13 protein-coding genes are annotated in these 18,427 nt (G+C 70.5%); 5 read left to right on the top strand and 8 right to left on the bottom strand.

Annotation, left to right across the window (positions count from 1 at the left end):
* The first annotated feature begins 9 nt into the window (after positions 1 to 9).
* Both AB0O76_RS19390 and AB0O76_RS19385 read left to right on the top strand, forming a co-directional pair.
* Complete coding sequence (locus AB0O76_RS19390; protein ID WP_365492421.1) at positions 10 to 3,708, top strand: hydantoinase B/oxoprolinase family protein; 3,699 nt, start codon at positions 10 to 12, stop codon at positions 3,706 to 3,708.
* A complete protein-coding gene (locus tag AB0O76_RS19385; RefSeq protein WP_365492418.1) occupies positions 3,689 to 4,294 on the top strand; it encodes an ATP/GTP-binding protein in 606 nt (201 codons plus the stop codon). The genes AB0O76_RS19390 and AB0O76_RS19385 overlap by 20 nt, the downstream gene beginning before the upstream one ends.
* A gap of 87 nt (positions 4,295 to 4,381) precedes the next feature.
* Here AB0O76_RS19385 and glpK read toward each other — a convergent pair whose 3' ends face one another.
* From glpK to AB0O76_RS19360, 5 genes are all read right to left on the bottom strand, one after another.
* Complete coding sequence (glpK, locus tag AB0O76_RS19380) at positions 4,382 to 5,902, bottom strand: glycerol kinase GlpK (RefSeq protein ID WP_365492416.1); 1,521 nt, start codon at positions 5,900 to 5,902, stop codon at positions 4,382 to 4,384.
* Between the two features lie 23 nt (positions 5,903 to 5,925).
* Entirely contained in the window at positions 5,926 to 6,681 is a 756-nt protein-coding gene (locus tag AB0O76_RS19375) for an MIP/aquaporin family protein (RefSeq protein WP_365492413.1), read from the bottom strand.
* 371 nt (positions 6,682 to 7,052) lie between these two features.
* Entirely contained in the window at positions 7,053 to 8,243 is a 1,191-nt protein-coding gene (locus AB0O76_RS19370) for a lipid-transfer protein (RefSeq protein WP_365492410.1), read from the bottom strand.
* Entirely contained in the window at positions 8,240 to 8,665 is a 426-nt protein-coding gene (locus AB0O76_RS19365) for a zinc ribbon domain-containing protein (protein ID WP_365493089.1), read from the bottom strand. Before AB0O76_RS19365 ends, AB0O76_RS19370 begins: the two co-directional genes overlap by 4 nt.
* A 53-nt stretch (positions 8,666 to 8,718) precedes the next feature.
* Positions 8,719 to 9,531 (bottom strand): M15 family metallopeptidase, encoded by an 813-nt coding sequence (locus AB0O76_RS19360; RefSeq protein WP_365492407.1) that lies wholly within the window; start codon positions 9,529 to 9,531, stop codon positions 8,719 to 8,721.
* Positions 9,532 to 9,604: 73 nt separating this feature from the next.
* Between AB0O76_RS19360 and AB0O76_RS19355 the strand changes: the two genes are divergently transcribed.
* Complete coding sequence (locus AB0O76_RS19355) at positions 9,605 to 10,135, top strand: NUDIX domain-containing protein (RefSeq protein WP_365492404.1); 531 nt, start codon at positions 9,605 to 9,607, stop codon at positions 10,133 to 10,135.
* A 24-nt stretch (positions 10,136 to 10,159) separates the two neighbouring features.
* Here the strand turns inward: AB0O76_RS19355 and AB0O76_RS19350 are convergent, their stop codons facing one another.
* Positions 10,160 to 12,541, bottom strand: coding sequence for a glycoside hydrolase family 31 protein (locus AB0O76_RS19350; protein ID WP_365492401.1), 2,382 nt, complete (start codon positions 12,539 to 12,541; stop codon positions 10,160 to 10,162).
* A 211-nt stretch (positions 12,542 to 12,752) separates the two neighbouring features.
* On the opposite strand from AB0O76_RS19350, the gene AB0O76_RS19345 reads away from it, so the two are divergent.
* Positions 12,753 to 14,735: an acetoacetate--CoA ligase gene (locus tag AB0O76_RS19345; protein WP_365492398.1), complete on the top strand. Its 1,983-nt coding sequence runs from the start codon at positions 12,753 to 12,755 to the stop codon at positions 14,733 to 14,735.
* Between the two features lie 79 nt (positions 14,736 to 14,814).
* Positions 14,815 to 15,708, top strand: a complete 894-nt coding sequence (locus AB0O76_RS19340) for a hypothetical protein (RefSeq protein WP_365492395.1) — start codon at positions 14,815 to 14,817, stop codon at positions 15,706 to 15,708.
* A 104-nt stretch (positions 15,709 to 15,812) separates the two neighbouring features.
* On the opposite strand, the gene ptsP is transcribed toward AB0O76_RS19340, so the two are convergent.
* Together ptsP and AB0O76_RS19330 are read right to left on the bottom strand one after the other, a co-directional pair.
* Entirely contained in the window at positions 15,813 to 17,483 is a 1,671-nt protein-coding gene (gene ptsP, locus AB0O76_RS19335; RefSeq protein ID WP_365492392.1) for a phosphoenolpyruvate--protein phosphotransferase, read from the bottom strand.
* Between the two features lie 77 nt (positions 17,484 to 17,560).
* Positions 17,561 to 18,010: a PTS glucose transporter subunit IIA gene (locus AB0O76_RS19330; protein WP_365492389.1), complete on the bottom strand. Its 450-nt coding sequence runs from the start codon at positions 18,008 to 18,010 to the stop codon at positions 17,561 to 17,563.
* Between the last annotated feature and the right edge of the window lie 417 nt (positions 18,011 to 18,427).

Genomic DNA, 18,427 nt, shown 5'->3' with positions numbered 1-18,427 from the left:
GAGTGAGACGTGACTGGCTGGCAGTTCTGGGTCGACAGGGGCGGCACCTTCACCGACATCGTCGCGCGGCGTCCGGACGGCCGGCTGCTCACGCACAAGCTCCTGTCGGACAACCCCGCGCGGTATGCCGACGCGGCCGTCGCGGGGATCCGCGAACTCCTCGGTGACACCCCCGGCGCGCCAGGCGCGTCTGTCGAAGCCGTCCGCATGGGGACCACCGTCGCCACCAACGCCCTCCTGGAGCGCAAGGGCGAGCTCACCGCCCTGGTCATCACCCGCGGCTTCGGCGACGCCCTGCGCATCGCGTACCAGAACCGCCCGCACATCTTCGCGCGCGAGATCGTGCTGCCCGCCTCGCTGCACGAGCGGGTCATCGAGGTCGACGAACGCGTCACCGCCGACGGCGACGTGCTGCGCACGCCCGACCTGGAGGCCCTCGCCGGACCGCTCCGGGCGGCGTACGACGACGGGATCCGCTCCGTGGCCGTCGTCTGTCTGCACAGCCATCTGTATCCCGCGCACGAGCGGGCGATCGGCGAACTCGCCGCGGGGATCGGCTTCCCCCAGGTCTCGCTCTCCAGCGAGGTGAGCCCGCTGATGAAGCTCGTCCCGCGCGGTGACACCGCCGTCGTCGACGCCTATCTGTCGCCCGTCCTGCACCGCTACGTCCAGCATGTCGCCGACGAACTGCGGGGCGTGCGGCTGATGTTCATGCAGTCGAACGGCGGCCTCACGGAGGCCGGGCAGTTCCGCGGCAAGGACGCCATCCTGTCCGGTCCCGCCGGTGGCATCGTCGGCATGGCCCGCATGTCGCAGCGCGCGGGCTTCGACCGGGTCATCGGCTTCGACATGGGCGGCACCTCCACGGACGTGTCGCACTACGCCGGCGAGTACGAACGGGTCTTCACCACGCAGATCGCGGGCGTACGCCTTCGCGCGCCGATGCTGGACATCCACACCGTCGCCGCGGGCGGCGGCTCCGTGCTGCACTTCGACGGCAGCCGCTACCGCGTGGGCCCCGACTCGGCGGGCGCGACGCCGGGCCCGGCGAGCTACCGGGGCGGCGGGCCGCTCACGGTCACCGACGCGAACGTGGCGCTCGGCCGTGTCCAACCCGCCCATTTCCCCCGGGTGTTCGGACCGGACGGCGACCAGCCGCTCGACGAGACACTCGTCCGCGACCGCTTCGCCGCCCTTGCCCACGACATCGGGGAGCGCACCGGCGACGACCGCACCCCGGAGCAGGTGGCCGAGGGCTATCTGCAGATCGCGGTGGCCAACATCGCGGGCGCCGTCAAGCGCATCTCGGTCCAGAAGGGCCACGACGTCACGCGCTACGCCCTGACGACGTTCGGCGGCGCCGGCGGCCAGCACGCGTGCATGGTCGCCGACTCGCTCGGCATCCGCACCGTCCTCGTACCGCCGATGGCCGGTGTGCTCTCTGCGCTCGGCATCGGCCTCGCCGACACCACCGCGATGCGCGAGCAGTCCGTGGAGGTCCGCCTCGAGCCGTCCGCCATGCCGCGCGTCCTGAAGACCGCAGACGACCTGGAAGGGGCGGCCCGCGCCGAACTCCTCGCCGAGGACGTGCCCGTGGACCGCGTGCGCGTCACGCGGCGTGCCCAACTGCGCTACGACGGCACCGACACCACGCTCACCGTGGAGCTCACCGAGCCGGACGCCATGATCCGTGCCTTCGAGGACCGCCACCGCACCACCTACTCCTTCACCCTGGACCGTCCCGTCGTCGTCGAGGCCCTCTCCGTGGAGGCCACCGGAGTGACCGAGCAGCCGGACCTCTCGGTGCTCGCGGGCGAGGCCCGGCGGGGCACACCGGAGACCGTCCGCCTGCACACGGGCGGCGCCTGGCGCGACGTACCCCTGCACCGCCGCGAGCAGTTGCCGCCGGGGGAGACCGTCACCGGACCCGCGATCATCACCGAGGCCAGTGCCACGACGGTCGTGGACGACGGCTGGCAGGCGGCCATGACGGACGAAGGACACCTGGTCATGGAACGCGTGGCGGAGCCCGAGGGTTCCACCGCGAGCACGGAGGCCGACCCCGTCCTCCTCGAAGTCTTCAACAACCTCTTCATGTCCATCGCCGAACAGATGGGCGCCCGCCTGGAGTCCACGGCCCAGTCGGTCAATATCAAGGAGCGCCTTGACTTCTCCTGCGCGCTCTTCGACCCCGACGGCAATCTCGTCGCCAACGCCCCGCACATCCCCGTGCACCTGGGCTCCATGGGGACGAGCGTGAAGGAGGTCATCCGGCGCCGCGGCACGACCATGCGCCCCGGGGACACCTACGCCGTCAACGACCCCTACCACGGCGGCACCCACCTCCCCGACGTCACTGTGATCACCCCGGTGTTCGACGCCCCGGGGGAGCACGGCACTCCGGGGGAGCGGATCCTCTTCTACGTGGCCTCCCGGGGCCACCACGCGGAGATCGGCGGCATCGCCCCCGGCTCCATGCCCGCCAACAGCCGCACCATCGAGGAGGAGGGCATCCTCTTCGACAACTGGCTGCTGGCGGAAGGCGGCCGGTTCCGCGAGGCCGAGACCCTGGCCCTGCTCACCGACGCCCCCTACCCCTCCCGCAACCCGGCCACCAACCTCGCCGACCTGCGCGCCCAGATCGCCGCCAACCAGAAGGGCGTCGACGAAGTCGCCCGCATGATCGAGAACTTCGGCCTCGACGTGGTGCAGGCGTACATGCGGCACGTCCAGGACAACGCCGAAGAGGCCGTTCGCCGCGTCATCGACACCCTCGAAGAGGGCGAGTTCACTTATCCAACCGACTCCGGGGCCGTCATCCGGGTCCGCGTCACGGTCGACCGCGAGAACCGCTCGGCAACCGTCGACTTCACCGGTACGTCACCCCAGCTCGCCACGAACTTCAACGCGCCCTTCGCGGTGGTCAACGCCGCAGTCCTGTACGTCTTCCGCACCCTGGTGGCCGAGGACATCCCGCTCAACGACGGCTGCCTGCGCCCCCTGCGCATCGTCGTGCCGCCGGGCTCCCTGCTCGCGCCCGAACCGCCGGCGGCCGTCGTCGCCGGGAACGTCGAGACCTCGCAGGCGATCACCGGAGCGCTCTACGGCGCCCTGGGCGTCCAGGCCGAGGGCTCCGGCACGATGAACAACGTCACCTTCGGCAACGACCGCCACCAGTACTACGAGACGGTGGCCTCGGGATCCGGAGCCGGCGACGGGTTCGACGGCGCGTCCGTCGTCCAGACCCATATGACCAACTCCCGGCTCACCGACCCCGAAGTCCTCGAGTGGCGGCTGCCCGTGCTCCTCGAAGAGTTCGCCGTGCGGCGCGGCAGCGGGGGCGACGGGCGGTGGCGCGGCGGCGACGGGGCCGTACGGCGCATCCGCTTCCGCGAGCCGATGACCGTCTCCACGCTGTCCCAGCACCGCAGGGTTGCGCCGTACGGCATGGCGGGCGGCAGCCCGGGCGCCCTCGGCACGGGCCGTGTGGAGCGCGCCGACGGCGGCGTGCTCGCGCTCGACGGAAGCGACTCGGCGGACCTGGGCGCCGACGACGTACTCGTGATCGAAACCCCTGGCGGCGGCGGATACGGACCGGCCCCGCACGACACCACAGACGCACGTGACACCCCCGACGCGCGTGCCACCCCCGACGCACGTGCCACCACTGATGCAGGAGAAGCGAGCGATGATCTTCAAGCGTTCTGAGCGCGGCAAGGCCCCCGTCGAGCCGGTCACGCTGAAGATCCTGGTGGCAGGAGGGTTCGGCGTCGGCAAGACGACCCTCGTCGGCGCGGTCAGCGAGATCAAACCGCTGCGCACCGAGGAGCCGCTCAGCGAGGCGGGCCGCCCCGTCGACGACACCAGCGGCGTCTCGGGCAAGCACACCACCACGGTCGCCATGGACTTCGGCCGGATCACGCTCCGCGAGGACCTGGTGCTGTACGTCTTCGGCACCCCGGGACAGGACCGCTTCTGGTTCCTCTGGGACGAGCTGGCCACCGGGGCCCTCGGCGCCGTGGTCCTCGCCGACACCCGCCGCCTGGAGGACTGCTTCGCCGCCGTCGACTACTTCGAACGGCGCTCCATACCCTTCGTCGTCGGCGTCAACTGCTTCGACGGGGCGTCCCGTTACCCCGCCGATGCCGTGCGCCAGGCGCTCGACCTCGACCCCGAAGTGCCCGTGCTGCTGTGCGACGCCCGCGAGCGGCAGTCCGTCAAGGAGGTCCTGATCGGCGTCGTGGAGCACGCGATGTCGGTGGCCGCCGCGGCCAGAGAGCCGGCGACCACCTGACTCCGTAGACAGCGAAACGGCCCGTAGTAGGCGGCGTCACGGCCCGTACCCCCGCCGACCGGGGTACGGGCCGCGGTCATCCTCGGCTCAGCTCGCGCCGTCCTCGTGCCAGCCGAAGCTCCGCTCCACCGCCTTGTGCCAGTTGTGGTACTCGCGGTCGCGCGACTCCGCGTCCATCACCGGCGTCCACTCCACGTCCCGCTGCCAGTGGGCCTTCAGCTCGTCCAGGTCGTTCCACACGCCGGTCGCAAGGCCGGCGGCGTACGCGGCACCCAGACACGTCGTCTCGGAGACCCGCGGCCGGATCACCGGAACGCCGAGCACATCCGCCTGGTGCTGCATCAGCAGATTGTTCTTGGTCATCCCGCCGTCCACCTTCAGGCTCCGCAACTGCACCCCGGAGTCCTGGTACATGGCGTCGACGACCTCACGGGTCTGCCAGCTGGTCGCCTCCAGGACGGCGCGGGCGAGGTGCGCCTTGGTCACGTACCGGGTGAGGCCGGTGACGACGCCGCGCGCGTCCGAGCGCCAGTAGGGCGCGAACAGGCCGGAGAACGCGGGCACGATGTACGCACCGCCGTTGTCCTCCACGCTCGCGGCCAGCGGCTCGATCTCGTCGGCGCTGCGGATGATGCCGAGCTGGTCGCGGAACCACTGCACCAGCGCGCCGGTGATCGCGATGGCCCCTTCGAGGCAGTAGACGGGCGCCTCGGAGCCGATCTTGTAGCCCATCGTGGTGAGCAGCCCGCTCTTGGAGGGGACGGGCCTGTTCCCGGTGTTGAGCAGCAGGAAACTGCCCGTTCCGTACGTGTTCTTGGCCGTCCCGGTGTCGTAGCACGCCTGACCGAAGATCGCCGCCTGCTGGTCGCCGAGCGCGGAGGCGACCGGCACTCCGGAGAGCTGCCCGACCGCCGTGCCGTACACCTCGGCCGACGACCTGATCTCCGGCAGGATCGCCTCGGGGACGTTCATCGCGGACAGGATCGACTGGTCCCACTGGAGCGTGGCCAGGTTCATCAGCATGGTGCGCCCGGCGTTGGTGACATCGGTGACGTGCACGCCGCCGTCCGTGCCGCCGGTGAGGTTCCAGATCAGCCAGGAGTCGATGGTGCCGAAGGCTATCTCGCCGCGCTCGGCGCGGGCCCGCAGGCCCGGCACGTTGTCGAGCAGCCAGGCGGCCTTGGGCCCGGAGAAGTAGCTCGCGAGCGGCAGACCGGTCTGCTCGCGGAACCGGTCCTGGCCGTCCGTGCCGCCCAGTTCGTTGCAGAGCGCCGACGTCCGGGTGTCCTGCCAGACGATCGCGTTGTGCACGGGCTTGCCCGTGGCGCGGTCCCACAGGACCGTCGTCTCGCGCTGGTTGGTGATGCCGAGCGCGCTGAGCTGGTCGGCGCGCAGCCCGGCCTTGGCGATTGCCCCGGCGACCACCGCCTGCACCTTGGACCAGATCTCGGTGGCATCGTGCTCCACCCAGCCAGGCTTGGGAAAGATCTGGCGGTGCTCACGCTGGTCGACGGCGACGATCTCGCCCGCGTGATTGAAGATGATGCAGCGGCTGGAGGTGGTGCCCTGATCGATGGCGGCGACGAACTTCTCGGAGTTGTCCGGCATGGCTACCCCTTGAGTCAGCTGAGTCAGAAGGCTGCGTTGTAGATGAGACCTGCGAGGGCTCCGCCGATCAGGGGCCCGGCCACGGGGATCCAGGCGTAACTCCAGTCGGATGTGCCCTTGTTCGGTATCGGCAGGAAGGTGTGCACGATGCGCGGGCCCAGGTCGCGGGCCGGGTTGATGGCGTAGCCCGTGGGCCCGCCGAGCGAGAGGCCGATGCCGACGACCAGGAAGGCAACGATGAGTACGAGCGTGCCGGACTCGCCGAGGCCCTTGGTCAGGCCGAAGGCGAGCAGCGGAAGCACCAGGCCGATGGTCGCGATGATCTCGGTGAGCAGGTTGGCGACCGGGTTACGGATCTCCGGGATGGTGGAGAAGATGCCCAGGGTCGGCAACGGCTCGTCCACGCTCTCCGCGTCGCTCTTCTCGCCGCGCGGCACATTGGCGTTGAACTGCGCGAAGTAGACGAGGTACGCGAGTACGGCGCCGATCATGGCGCCGATCATCTGCCCGAGCAGATAGATCCAGACCTTGTCCCACTTCTCGCTGTCGACGGCGATGCCGATCGTGACGGCCGGGTTGAGATGGCCGCCGGAGAGCGGCGCGGCGGTATACGCGCCCGCTAGCACGCCGAAGCCCCATCCGAAGGCGATGACGATCCATCCGGAGGCTTTCGCCTTGGAATAGTTCAGTGTGACGGCGGCGCATACGCCGGCGCCGAAGAGAATCAGAATCGCGGTGCCGATGATCTCACCGACGAAGATGTCCCCATTCGAGTACATGGCGGCTCCTAGGCCCTCGCCCGGGGCGCTGGTCCCCGGTACTCCGTGCAGGGTGCGTTCCCACGACTACTGCCTGGCTACGCCCAGCGACTTCAGCCGAGGGCAGGAGTGTCCCGCGCCCCGCCCGGCATCGATGGCGAGCGTGCCGTCGCAGTCGAATCGCCCATGGGGGATGACCCGCTGAACAGGCCCTTCGTGCAGACCCTTCGCGCGTACAGGGGCCCTGAATGGCGCGGAGCCGAAGTGCGGCGATGCCGACTGACACCGGAAGTGTTCACCGGTGGTGATGGAGCGTCAAGGTCGCGGACGGCAACGGTTAACCGGCGCGGGGCCTTCCTCCGTGCAGACCTGCCGATGACCGGTGGCAGGACTCAGCGCACCGCCACGACCGAGGATCCGTGGCCGAACAGCCCTTGGTTCGCGGTGATCCCCACGCGCGCCCCCGGCACCTGCCGCGCCCCCGCCGCGCCGCGCAACTGCCATGTCAGCTCGCACACTTGGGCGATGGCCTGGGCGGGGACGGCCTCTCCGAAGGACGCGAGCCCGCCGCTGGCGTTGACGGGTATGCGACCACCCGGGGCGGTCGCCCCCTCCCGCAGCAGCTTGGCCCCCTCGCCCTCGCCGCACAGCCCCAGGTCCTCGTACCACTGCAGTTCAAGAGCGGTGGAGAGGTCATACACCTCAGCCAAGGAGAGGTCGTCGGGCCCGATGCCCGCTTCCTCGTACGCGGCCTGCGCGATGGAGGCACGGAAGGTCAGGTCGCCCGGCGGCACGGCGGCCGCCGAGTCCGTCGCGATGTCCGGCAGGTCGAGGACGGTGTTCGGATACGTCGGTGTGACCGTGGACACCGCGCGGATCCGCACCGGGTCCGCCGCGCCGTGCCGCCGGGCGAACTTCATGCTGGAGAGCACGAGCGCCGCCGCTCCGTCGGAGGTCGCGCAGATGTCGAGCAGCCGCAGCGGGTCGGCGACCGTGGCGGACGCGGCCACATCCTGCGCCGTGACGGTCTTGCGGTAGCGCGCGTTCGGATTGAGCGATCCCGCGGCCGCGTTCTTCACCTTGACCTGGGCGAAGTCCTCCAGCGTGTCACCGTGCACGGCCATTCGGCGGCGCGCGTACAGCCCGAAGTAGGCGGGATTCGTGGCGCCGAGGACGCGGAACCGGAGCCAGTCGGGGTCGTCGTGGCGGTCACCGCCCGCAGGCCGGAAGAACCCCTTGGGAGCGGCATCGGCCCCGACCACCAGGACGACATCGGCCAGGCCCGAAAGGATCTGCGTACGCGCCGTGTTGATCGCCTGGGCTCCGGAGGCGCACGCGGCGTACACGCTCGACACTCGCGCGCCCTGCCAGCCGAGCGCCTTCGCGAACGTCGCCCCCGCCACGTACCCCGGATATCCGCCGCGCACGGTGTCCGCGCCGACGATCGAACCCACATCGCGCCAGTCGACACCGGCGTCGGCGAGCGCCGCGCGGGCCGCCGCCGTGCCGTACTCGATGAAGCTGCGGCCCCACTTGCCCCACGGGTGCATGCCCGCGCCGAGCACCGCCACCTCGCTGGTCATGCGCCCACCCCCACCGGCCGCCAGTACCACGTCGTCCAGGTCGTCTCCGCGTCCTCGTTGAGCACGCCGGGGACGACCTCCACCTCCATGCCGACCTCCAGATCGGCGACGGTGACCCCCGGAACCGACTGTCCGAGCACCACCATGCGCTCAGCCTCGAGCTCCACAGCGATCAACGTGTAGGGGTGCCAGGTGAGTTCCGGATCGGACACATAGGGCGCGGGCGGCCGGTAGCGGCTGTCGGTGTACGACCAGACGCGGCCGCGCCGCGAGAGCGGCACCTCGTCGAGGTCACCGCCCGAGCAGCCGGGATTGCGGCAGAAGCCGTCCTCGCGGGGGAAGAAGACACAGGCGCATGCCGAGCAGCGTGTGCCCAGAAGACGGAAGTTGTCTCCCTCCCCGGCGAACCAGTCGGCCACCACGGGAGTACGCGTACGCGACAAGGCCCCTCCACGACACTGGATCTGACGGAACGTCAGAAGTGTGCCACGGGCAACGACCGGCGTGCCACGGGGAAGTCGAAATAGGTGTCCGGGAAGAGCTCGGGCTTGTAGGTGAAGTGCCACCACTCCTCGGGCAGGTTCACGAACCCGACCTCCGCCAGCGCGCCCCGCAGCAGATCCCGGTTGGCCCGCTGCTCGCCGGTGACACGGGGGTCGTCCGTGTGGGAGAGGGTGTCGAAGCAGTCGAACCCCGTCCCCATGTCCACGGAGTTGTCGGGGAAGCGCTCGTCCTGGGGTCCGTAGCAGGGCGTGAGCGCCTCTCCGGGCACGTAGGGGCGCGTGGGCAGGGCGGGCAGCTTCACCACCGTCAGATCGAGCGTCGAGCCGCGGCTGTGCCCGGACTTCGCGGCGATGTAACCGTCCTCGAACAGCCGCGACTTGTCGACATGGGGATAGAACTCCGCCTTCATGCGCTCGTCGCCGAGGTCCTCGGCCCAGCGCACGAACTGGTCGACGGCCCGCTGCGGCCGGTAACAGTCGTACACCTTAAGGGAGTAGCCCTCGCGCAGCAGCTTCCGCTGGGCCTTGTGCAGCGCCTTGGCTGCCGGCTCGGTGAGGATGCACATCGGCTTCTTGTAGCCGTCGATGGGCTCGCCCACGAAGTTGTGCGGCGTGAGGTAGCGCATCTCCTGGATGATCGTCGGGTCGACGTCGCGCAACGCCACGAACCCGTCGGGGGCCTTGGGTTCGGGCTTCGCGTGGGCGGGCGCGGAGGTGGCGGCCACGGCGAGGAGAGCGGTGGCGGTGACGGCGAGATTCCGCGGGGCGGAGGCAATTCCTGTCATGAACCCTGCATCTATCAGGATCAGGTCCCGGAGCGAAAGACCGGCATCAGGGCGATCGGATACAGTCCGCCGCGTGTCCGCATCGCAGCACCGCGCCCACCCCGTGCCGGACTCCCACTGTTCGAGCTGCGGGGCGCCCTACGGGGAGCACATGACCGGCTGGCCCCGCACCTGCCCGGCGTGCGGCGCCCTGGCCTACCGCAATCCGCTGCCCGTGGCGGTGGCTCTCCAGCCCGTGTACGACACCAAGGGCACCGCCCTGGTCGTCGTGACCCGCACCATCGCCCCCGCGCGCGGGGGAGTCGCCCTGCCCGGCGGCTTCATCGACGACCGCGAGGACTGGCGGCACGCCGTCGTCCGCGAGCTCAAGGAGGAGACGGGCATCAGCGCGGCGAGCCACGACGTCCGCCTCGCCGAGGCGCTGAGCACGCCCGACGGATACCTGCTGCTCTTCGGCCTGCTGCCGGAGCGCCCGGCGGCGGAGCTGCCCCGCTCCGCGCCGACGGACGAGACGGACGGCTGGCACCTCCTCCACCGCCCGGCCGAACTCGCCTTCCCGCTGCACACGCTGGCGGTGCGCGCCTGGTTCGAAGGGCGCTACTGACGCCCGAGGGGGAGCGGCACCGACCTACGGGGAAGCCTGCGGCACACCTCGCACCGTCACCGGCAGCCCCACCTCGCCCGCGGCCTCCTCACCGTCCCTGCCGTCCCGTTCGACCACCACACGCCCGTCGATCCACCGCGCGGCGAACCGCTCGATGTCCGGCTCCTGCCATCCGTCACCGGCATCCCTGATCACCAGGCCACCACCGGTACGCCCAGGAGCGGGCGCCCACACCTCCAGCTCGAGCCCTCCGTCGGCGCCCCGCACCGGCAGCACCGCACCGGCCCGCGCGAGCACCGGCACCCGGGAGAGCGGCGCCTCCAGAAGCACCCGGGCAGGCCCTTCGTACGCCTTCCCGGTGGCCGTGTCGTACCAACGCCCCTTGGGCAGCCGCACCGTGCGGCGGACCGCTCCCGGTTCGAGCACCGGCGCCACCAGCAGACAGTCCCCGAGCAGAAACGCGTCCTCGCAGTCACGCAGCGCCCGGTCCTCCGGACTGCCCCACCACAAGGGCCGCACATACGGCGTGCCCGTACGCCGCGCCAGGTGCGCCAGCGTCACGAAGTACGGCAGCAACCGCCGGCGCTCGACGAGCGCCACGCGCGCGTGCTCCAGCACGTCCGGGCCGAACTCCCAGGGCTCCCTGCGCCCGGCCCGCAGCGCCGCGTGCGTACGGAACAGCGGCAGATAAGACCCCAGTTGGAACCACCGCAGATACAGCTCGGGCGACGGACTGCCGTCGAACCCGCCCACGTCGGGCCCCGAGTACGGAACACCGCACAGCCCCAGACCGAGCACCAGCGCCAGCGAGGCCCGCAAGCCCGGCCAGCCCGTGGCCACATCCCCGGACCAGGTCCCTCCGTAGCGCTGCATCCCCGCCCACCCGGAGCGCGAGAACACGAACGGCCTCTCCTGGGGATGCAGTTCACGCAGCCCCTCGTACCCGGCACGGGCCATGCCGAGCCCGTACACGTTGTGCGCCTCCCGATGGTCGCCGCCGCGCCCCTCCAACGCGTGCCGGGCCGATCGCGGCAGCGTCGCCTCCCCGAAGGCGGAGAAAGAGACGGGCTCGTTCATGTCGTGCCAGAAACCCGCGAAACCCTGCGCCAGACGCTCCTTGTAGAGCCCGCCCCACCACGCCCGCACCCGCGCGTCCGTGAAGTCCGGGAACACCGCCTCACCCGGCCAGACGACCCCACGCACCGTCCGCCCCGCCGCGTCCCGCACAAAGGCGTCGCTCGTGGTGCCGCTGTCGTACACCTCGTTGCCCCGTTCGGCCTTCACCGCCGGGTCGACGATCGACACGAGACGCACACCGTCCTCGAGCAACTCGTCGGCCAGCTGCGGCAGATGGGGATAGGTCTCCTTGTCGACGGTGAACACCTGATGCGCTTCGTAGTGGTCGATGTCCAGATGGACGGCGTCCAGCGGCAGACCCCGATCCCGGTAGCCCGCCACGATCCGCCGCACCTCCTGCTCACCGCCGAAGCCCCAGCGGGCGTGATGGTGCCCGAGCGCCCAGGCGGGCGGCAGCGCCGGCGGCCCCGTCAGAGAGGCCCAGGTATGCAGCACGCGCGCGGGAGTGCCCACCATGACCCAGCACCGCAGCGGCCCGCCGGCCATGCGCACCTCGCACGAACCCACCCGGTCGTGCCCCGACCCCGCACCCTCCTCGCCCTCGCGCACCGCCACGGTCCCGTCCCACGTGTTGTCGTGGAAGACCAGATGGCAGCCGACGTCGGCCACCACCAGCTGCACGGGCATGGTGATGTACAGCGGTCCGTCGCCCGGCCCGAACGCACCCCCGGGGTCGGAGTTCCACAGCCGGTACGTCCCGTCCCGCAGCCGCGGCCCCCGCGCACGCCCCCCGAGCCCGAAGAACCGTGCGTCCGCCGCCACTTGCGACCGCTGGAACCAGTGCGCCCCGCCCCCGCCGGCCGGCTCCCACCAGCGCGGCGGCAGATCACGGCGCAGCATCAGACCACCGGGCGTGCGCAGCTCGACGGCACCGAGCCGCGAGACGACGACCGTCGCCCGCTCCGACACCACCCGCCAGCCGCCCTCCTTGTCGGGCTCGAGGACGGCCCGCGGATCCGCCTCGGGACTCCCGCTCACCAACGCGTACGAGGGATCGGGCTCCGCCCCGTCCCAACCCCAGAAGATGGCCCCGCCCGTAGTGACCCGCACCCGCAGCTCGGAACGGGCGAACCGCACGACCCCGCCCCCGGGCCCCGGCTCAACGCCCGTCACCGGACCGGGCACCCGCGCGCGCTCGACACCCCGGGGGGCGAGCCCGGCCGCGTCCGCCCGTTTCATCCGCCAAGAGGACCGCACCGTACGCAACCCCTGCGCCGTACCGACCAAACCGACCGCCTTCATCGAACGCACCAGGTCACGACCGTTCATGCTGCTCACCCTGCCACCGAAGAAGCCGCGTGTGTGGATCGTTCAACTGCCGTTCACCTGGGGTGACGGCACACAGTCGCCGCGCCGACTGTGTGAGGCTCACCCTGGTGCCGAAATCGATCACGTGGCATCGTCCTTTTCAGCCGTGTCGCGCGCACCAGCACGCGCGCACCACACACGCATACGACGCGTACAGCCCGGGAGCCGCCCCATGTCCTCAGCGAACCCTTCAGCGCTCTGGCAGCCCGACCAGAAACGGATCGCCGGCGCGCGGATCACACGCTTCCAGGCGTGGGCCGCCGAGCACCACGGAGCGCCCGCCGACGGAGGCTACGCGGCATTGCACCGCTGGTCGGTGGAGGAACTGGACACGTTCTGGAAGGCCGTGACCGACTGGTTCGACGTACGGTTCTCGACGCCCTACGCGCGCGTGCTCGGCGACCGCTCCATGCCGGGCGCCGAGTGGTTCCCCGAGGCCACGCTCAATTACGCCGAACACGCCCTGCGCGCCGCGGAGGATCCCACGCGCGCGAGCGACCCCGCTCTCCTCCATGTTGACGAGACCCACGAACCGGTCCCGGTGACCTGGGCCGAGCTGCGCCGCCAGGTCGGCTCCCTGGCTGCGGAACTGCGCGCACTCGGCGTACGCCCGGGGGACCGCGTCAGCGGCTACGTACCGAACATCCCGCAGGCCGTCGTCGCCTTCCTGGCCACCGCCGCCGTCGGTGCCGTCTGGACGTCCTGTGCCCCGGACTTCGGCGCCCGCAGCGTCCTTGACCGTTTCCAGCAGGTCGAACCGGTCGTCCTGTTCACCGTCGACGGCTACCGCTACGGCGGCAAGGAACACGACCGCCGCGCCGCCGTCTCCGAGCTGCGCCGCGAACTGCCCACCCTGCGCGCCGTCGTACACATTCCGCTCCTCGGCACCGAGGCCCCCGAAGGCGCCCTGGAATGGTCCGCCCTCACCGCGTCGGACACCGCCCCCGTCTTCGAACCGGTCCCCTTCGACCACCCCCTGTGGGTGCTCTACTCGTCCGGCACGACGGGCCTGCCCAAGGCCATCGTCCAGTCCCAGGGCGGCATCCTCGTCGAACACCTCAAGCAGCTCGGCCTGCACTGCGACCTGGGCCCCGAGGACCGCTTCTTCTGGTACACGTCCACCGGCTGGATGATGTGGAACTTCCTCGTCTCCGGCCTCCTCACCGGCACCACGATCGTCCTCTACGACGGCAGCCCCGGCTATCCCGACACCGGCGCCCAGTGGCGCATCGCCGAACGCACGGGAGCCACCCTCTTCGGCACCTCCGCCGCGTACGTCATGGCCTGCCGCAAAGCGGGCGTACACCCGGCCCGCGACTTCGACCTCTCGCGCGTCCAATGCGTCGCCACCACCGGATCCCCGCTGCCGCCCGACGGATTCCGCTGGCTGCACGACGAGTTCGCGGACAGGCCGGGCGGCCTGTGGACGGCCTCCGTCAGCGGCGGCACCGACGTGTGCTCCTGCTTCGCCGGCGCGGTGCCGACCCTGCCCGTCCACATCGGCGAACTCCAGGCCCCCGGCCTCGGCACGGACCTCCAGTCCTGGGACCCCCAGGGCAAGCCCCTCGTCGACGAGGTCGGCGAGCTCGTGGTCACCAACCCGATGCCGTCCATGCCGATCCACTTCTGGAACGACCCCGACGGCAGCCGCTACCACGACAGCTACTTCGACACCTATCCCGGAGTCTGGCGCCACGGCGACTGGATCACCCTGACCTCGCGCGGCTCGGTCGTGATCCACGGCCGCTCCGACTCCACGCTCAACCGCCAAGGCGTACGCATGGGTTCGGCCGACATCTACGAGGTCGTCGAACGCCTCCCGGAGATCCGCGAATCCCTCGTCATCGGCGTCGAAGAACCCGAAGGCGGCTATTGGATGCCCCTCTTCATCCACCTCGCCGCCGGCGCCACCCTCGACGACGCTCTGCGCGACCGCATCAAGCAGTCGATCCGCACACAGCTCTCCCCGCGCCACGTGCCCGACGAGATCATCGAGGTCCCCGGCATCCCGCACACCCTCACCGGCAAGCGCATCGAGGTCCCGGTCAAGCGCCTGCTGCAAGGCGCCGCACTGGACAAGGCGGTCAACGCGGGATCGGTGGACAACCTCGAACTGCTCCGTTTCTACGAGGACCTGGGCCGCCAACGTTCTTGATCAATTCCCGTCGGACGGTCGTTGTCAGTGCTGCCCATTACTGTGAGTGAGCATTGATCAACAGATCGCAGGGGGAATCATGGGCCGCACACAGCACAGCACCATGCGACGCGCACTGCGCCGCGAAGTCGCCGGAACCATCGGCCTGTTGGCCGACGAGGAGGACTTCGCGGCGATGCGCCGCTACCGCACCTTCACGTTCGACGACCACGCCACCTACCTGCGCCAGGCCGAAGGCCTGCTCCGCTCCCTCGCCTCCGACGGCCGGCACACCTCCATCGCCCTCTTCGACCCGGAGGAGTACGAGGAATACTGCGCCGACAGCGGCCTGGAACCGGACGCCCCGGCCAGCCGCACCCGCTTCACCGCCGAGCTGGCCTCCACCGGGCCCACCGTCCCCTACGACGGCCAGCCGCTCACGGACCTTCTGCCCGACCTCGTCGACGAGGCGGTCCGCCAGGCCACCTGGGAGTACGCCACGATGCTCCTGGCCGGCCTCGGCGCGTGCGCGGTCTGCGGCGAGGACATCGGCAGGGCCGCCTTCGACCAGGCATCGGACCTGCTCGTCCGGCTCCTCGAAACCACAGGGCCCGGCACCCGGCACCTGGTCTGCAGCCTGCCCGCCGCCCAGGAGACGCTCCTCGCGGCGCTGCACGTCGAACAGGACACCGAAGCCATCACACGGCTCGACGAAACCGAAGCCCTGGAGTTCACCACGGTCCTCGCCGTCGGCATCGCCACCCACGGCGCCGCGGGCCTGGTGATGCGTACGACCGCCGACGGCAGCCCGGACCGCGTCCAGGGCTGGCGCCTGCACGGTGAGCGCCTGCTGCCGCTCACCGCGGCCGAAGTCTTCGACGCCTACTGCACGGACGCGATCTCGGGCGACCTCGTCGCCCCGGAATCCGGCGTCGACTACTGCGCGGCCCCACCCATCGAAGACGATCCGCCCGAAGGGCGACACCGGCACTGAACGCCCGAGGGGCGCCCCATCCGCATCGGATGGAACGCCCCTCGCACGTCATACAGCGGACCGAGCGGCCCGCACGTACCTGCTACTCGCCTGCTACTCGCCTGCTACTCGCCGGACAGAACCGCCTGAGCGGCCTTCCGCGCGTCCTCGGCGCTGTCCGCGGCCCGCGCGGCGGCCGCAGCGCGCTCGCACTGGGCCAGCGTGTACTTGCCGAGAGTCGCCCGCACATAAGGAATGGACGCCGCACCCATGGAAAGGGAGGTGACGCCGAGACCGGTCAGCACACACGCGAGCAGCGGGTCGGACGCAGCCTCGCCACAGACACCACAGCTCTTGCCCTCGGCCTTGGCCGACTCGGCGGACAGCGCGACCAGGTCGAGCAGCGCGGGCTGCCACGGGTCCTGCAGCCGCGACACCGCGCCCACCTGACGGTCGGCCGCGAAGGCGTACTGGGCCAGGTCGTTGGTGCCCAGCGAGAGGAACTCGACCTCCTGCAGGATCGAGCGCGCCCGCAGTGCCGCCGACGGAATCTCCACCATGGCGCCGAACTTGGCCTGCAGCCCCGCCTCGCGACACGCGTCCGCGAACGCCTTGGCGTCGGTACGGTCCGCGACCATCGGGGCCATGACCTCGAGGTAGACAGGCAGCCCCTCGGAGGCCTTGGCCAGCGCGGTCAGCTGCGTACGCAGCACATCGGGGTGCTCGAGCAGCGACCGAAGGCCCCGCACACCGAGCGCCGGGTTCGGCTCATCGGCGGGCGTCAGGAAGTCGAGCGGCTTGTCGGCGCCCGCGTCGAGCACACGCACCACGACCCGGCCCTCGGGGAACGCCTCGAGTACCTTGCGGTACGCCTCGACCTGCTTCTCCTCCGACGGCGCCTTGGTGCTGTCGTCCAGGAAGAGGAACTCGGTACGGAAGAGACCGACACCCTCGGCCCCGGCCTCCACCGCCGCCGGCACGTCGGCGGGACCGCCGACATTGGCGAGCAGCGGCACCTTGTGACCGTCGGACGTCGCACCCGGACCGGTCGAAGCGGCGAGGGCTGCCTTCCGCTCGGCGGCCGCGGCCGCCATCTGGCTCCGCTTCTCCGCACTCGGGTCGACGAAGATCTCACCGGTGCTGCCGTCCACGGCCACAACGGTGCCCTCGGCGAGCTCGCCCGCACCCGGCAGAGCGACAACGGCGGGCACACCGAGCGCCCGCGCGAGAATCGCGCTGTGACTGGTAGGCCCGCCCTCCTCGGTGACGAAGCCGAGCACCAGCGCGGGGTCAAGCAGCGCCGTGTCCGCAGGCGCGAGATCACGCGCGATCAGAACGTAGGGCTCATCGCTGTCCGGAACACCCGGCATCGGAACGCCGAGCAGCCGCGCGACGATGCGATTCCGTACGTCATCGAGGTCAGCGACACGACCGGCCATGTACTCACCGGCACCGGCAAGCAGTTCGCGGTAGTGGGAGAACGCGTCGTAGATACCGCGCTCCGCCGTGCTGCCGACCGTGATGCGGCGGTCGACGTCGGACATGAGCTCGGGGTCCTGGGCGATCATCGCCTGCGCCTCGAGTACGTGCTGCGCCTCCCCACCGGCCAGATTGCCGCGCGCAATCAGATCGGCCGCGACAGCCTCCACGGCCTGCCGGGCGCGCCCCTGTTCGCGCTCGGCCTCCTCCGCGGGAATCTGCTTGGCAGGCGGCTCGAGCACCGCCGTCCCCATGTGCCGAACTTCGCCGATCGCCACACCATGGCTCACGCCGACGCCTCGCAGCGTTGTCTCCATTTCACCCGTCTCCAATAGAGCGACGGGCCCAGCCGCCGCGGTGGATGTCCTACTTGCCGTCAGGGACGGCGTTGACGTCACTTCCAGCTGAAGAGAGCGTCCCCGGCTTTGACGTCCCCATCCTCCACGAGCCCGCTGAGGGACTCGGCGGTGGCCTCGAGCGCCACGATGGGGCATACCGCGGACTTGCCGGCCGCCTCGACGGCCGCCGGGTCCCAGCGCACGATGGCCTGCCCGCGCTGCACCGTGTCACCCTTGTTGACGAGCAGCTCGAAGCCCTCACCATTGAGCTGAACGGTGTCGATGCCCAGGTGCGTCAGCACGCCGTGCCCCTGGTCGTCCACGACGACAAAGGCGTGCGGGTGAAGCGAGACGACGATGCCGTCGACGGGGGCGACAGCTTCTGAAGGCTCACGCACGGGGTCGATGGCCGTACCGGGGCCGACCATCGCACCGGAGAACACGGGGTCCGGTACCGCGGCGAGCCCGATGGCGCGTCCTGCAAGCGGTGACGTCACGCTGGTCATGGCATGCCTCCCAGGGGGCGGAGATTCGTAGCCGCCGTCACTGCCTGTCCCGGACGGCGCACTGTTCAGAAGAGTAAGTCATAAAAAGTCCCGGTTCCGCGCGAGAGGTCCCGGTTGACTGAGTAGGGGCACTGCACAAACGATTTGCGCCCACTCAGCGCCCCATGTAGAGTCGGACTCCTGCCTGAGGCGAGCGACGCGGTCAAGCGTCCGGACTCGGCAGCACCTATCAAGTCGGATCCTAATCCCTGGGTCAGCTTCTGCGTGCTCGCAGATGAGTGGTCAGGGAGACGAGAAATACCTGATAGAGTTTGGAACACAACGAAGGGAAGCGCCCGGAGGAAAGCCCGAGAGGGTGAGTACAAAGGAAGCGTCCGTTCCTTGAGAACTCAACAGCGTGCCAAAAGTCAACGCCAG

Source organism: Streptomyces sp. NPDC086554, from assembly GCF_040686095.1.
In the GTDB taxonomy this organism is placed as follows: domain Bacteria; phylum Actinomycetota; class Actinomycetes; order Streptomycetales; family Streptomycetaceae; genus Streptomyces.
The sequence above is the reverse complement of the archived record's forward strand: the minus strand, read 5'-3'. Positions and strand labels throughout refer to the sequence as shown.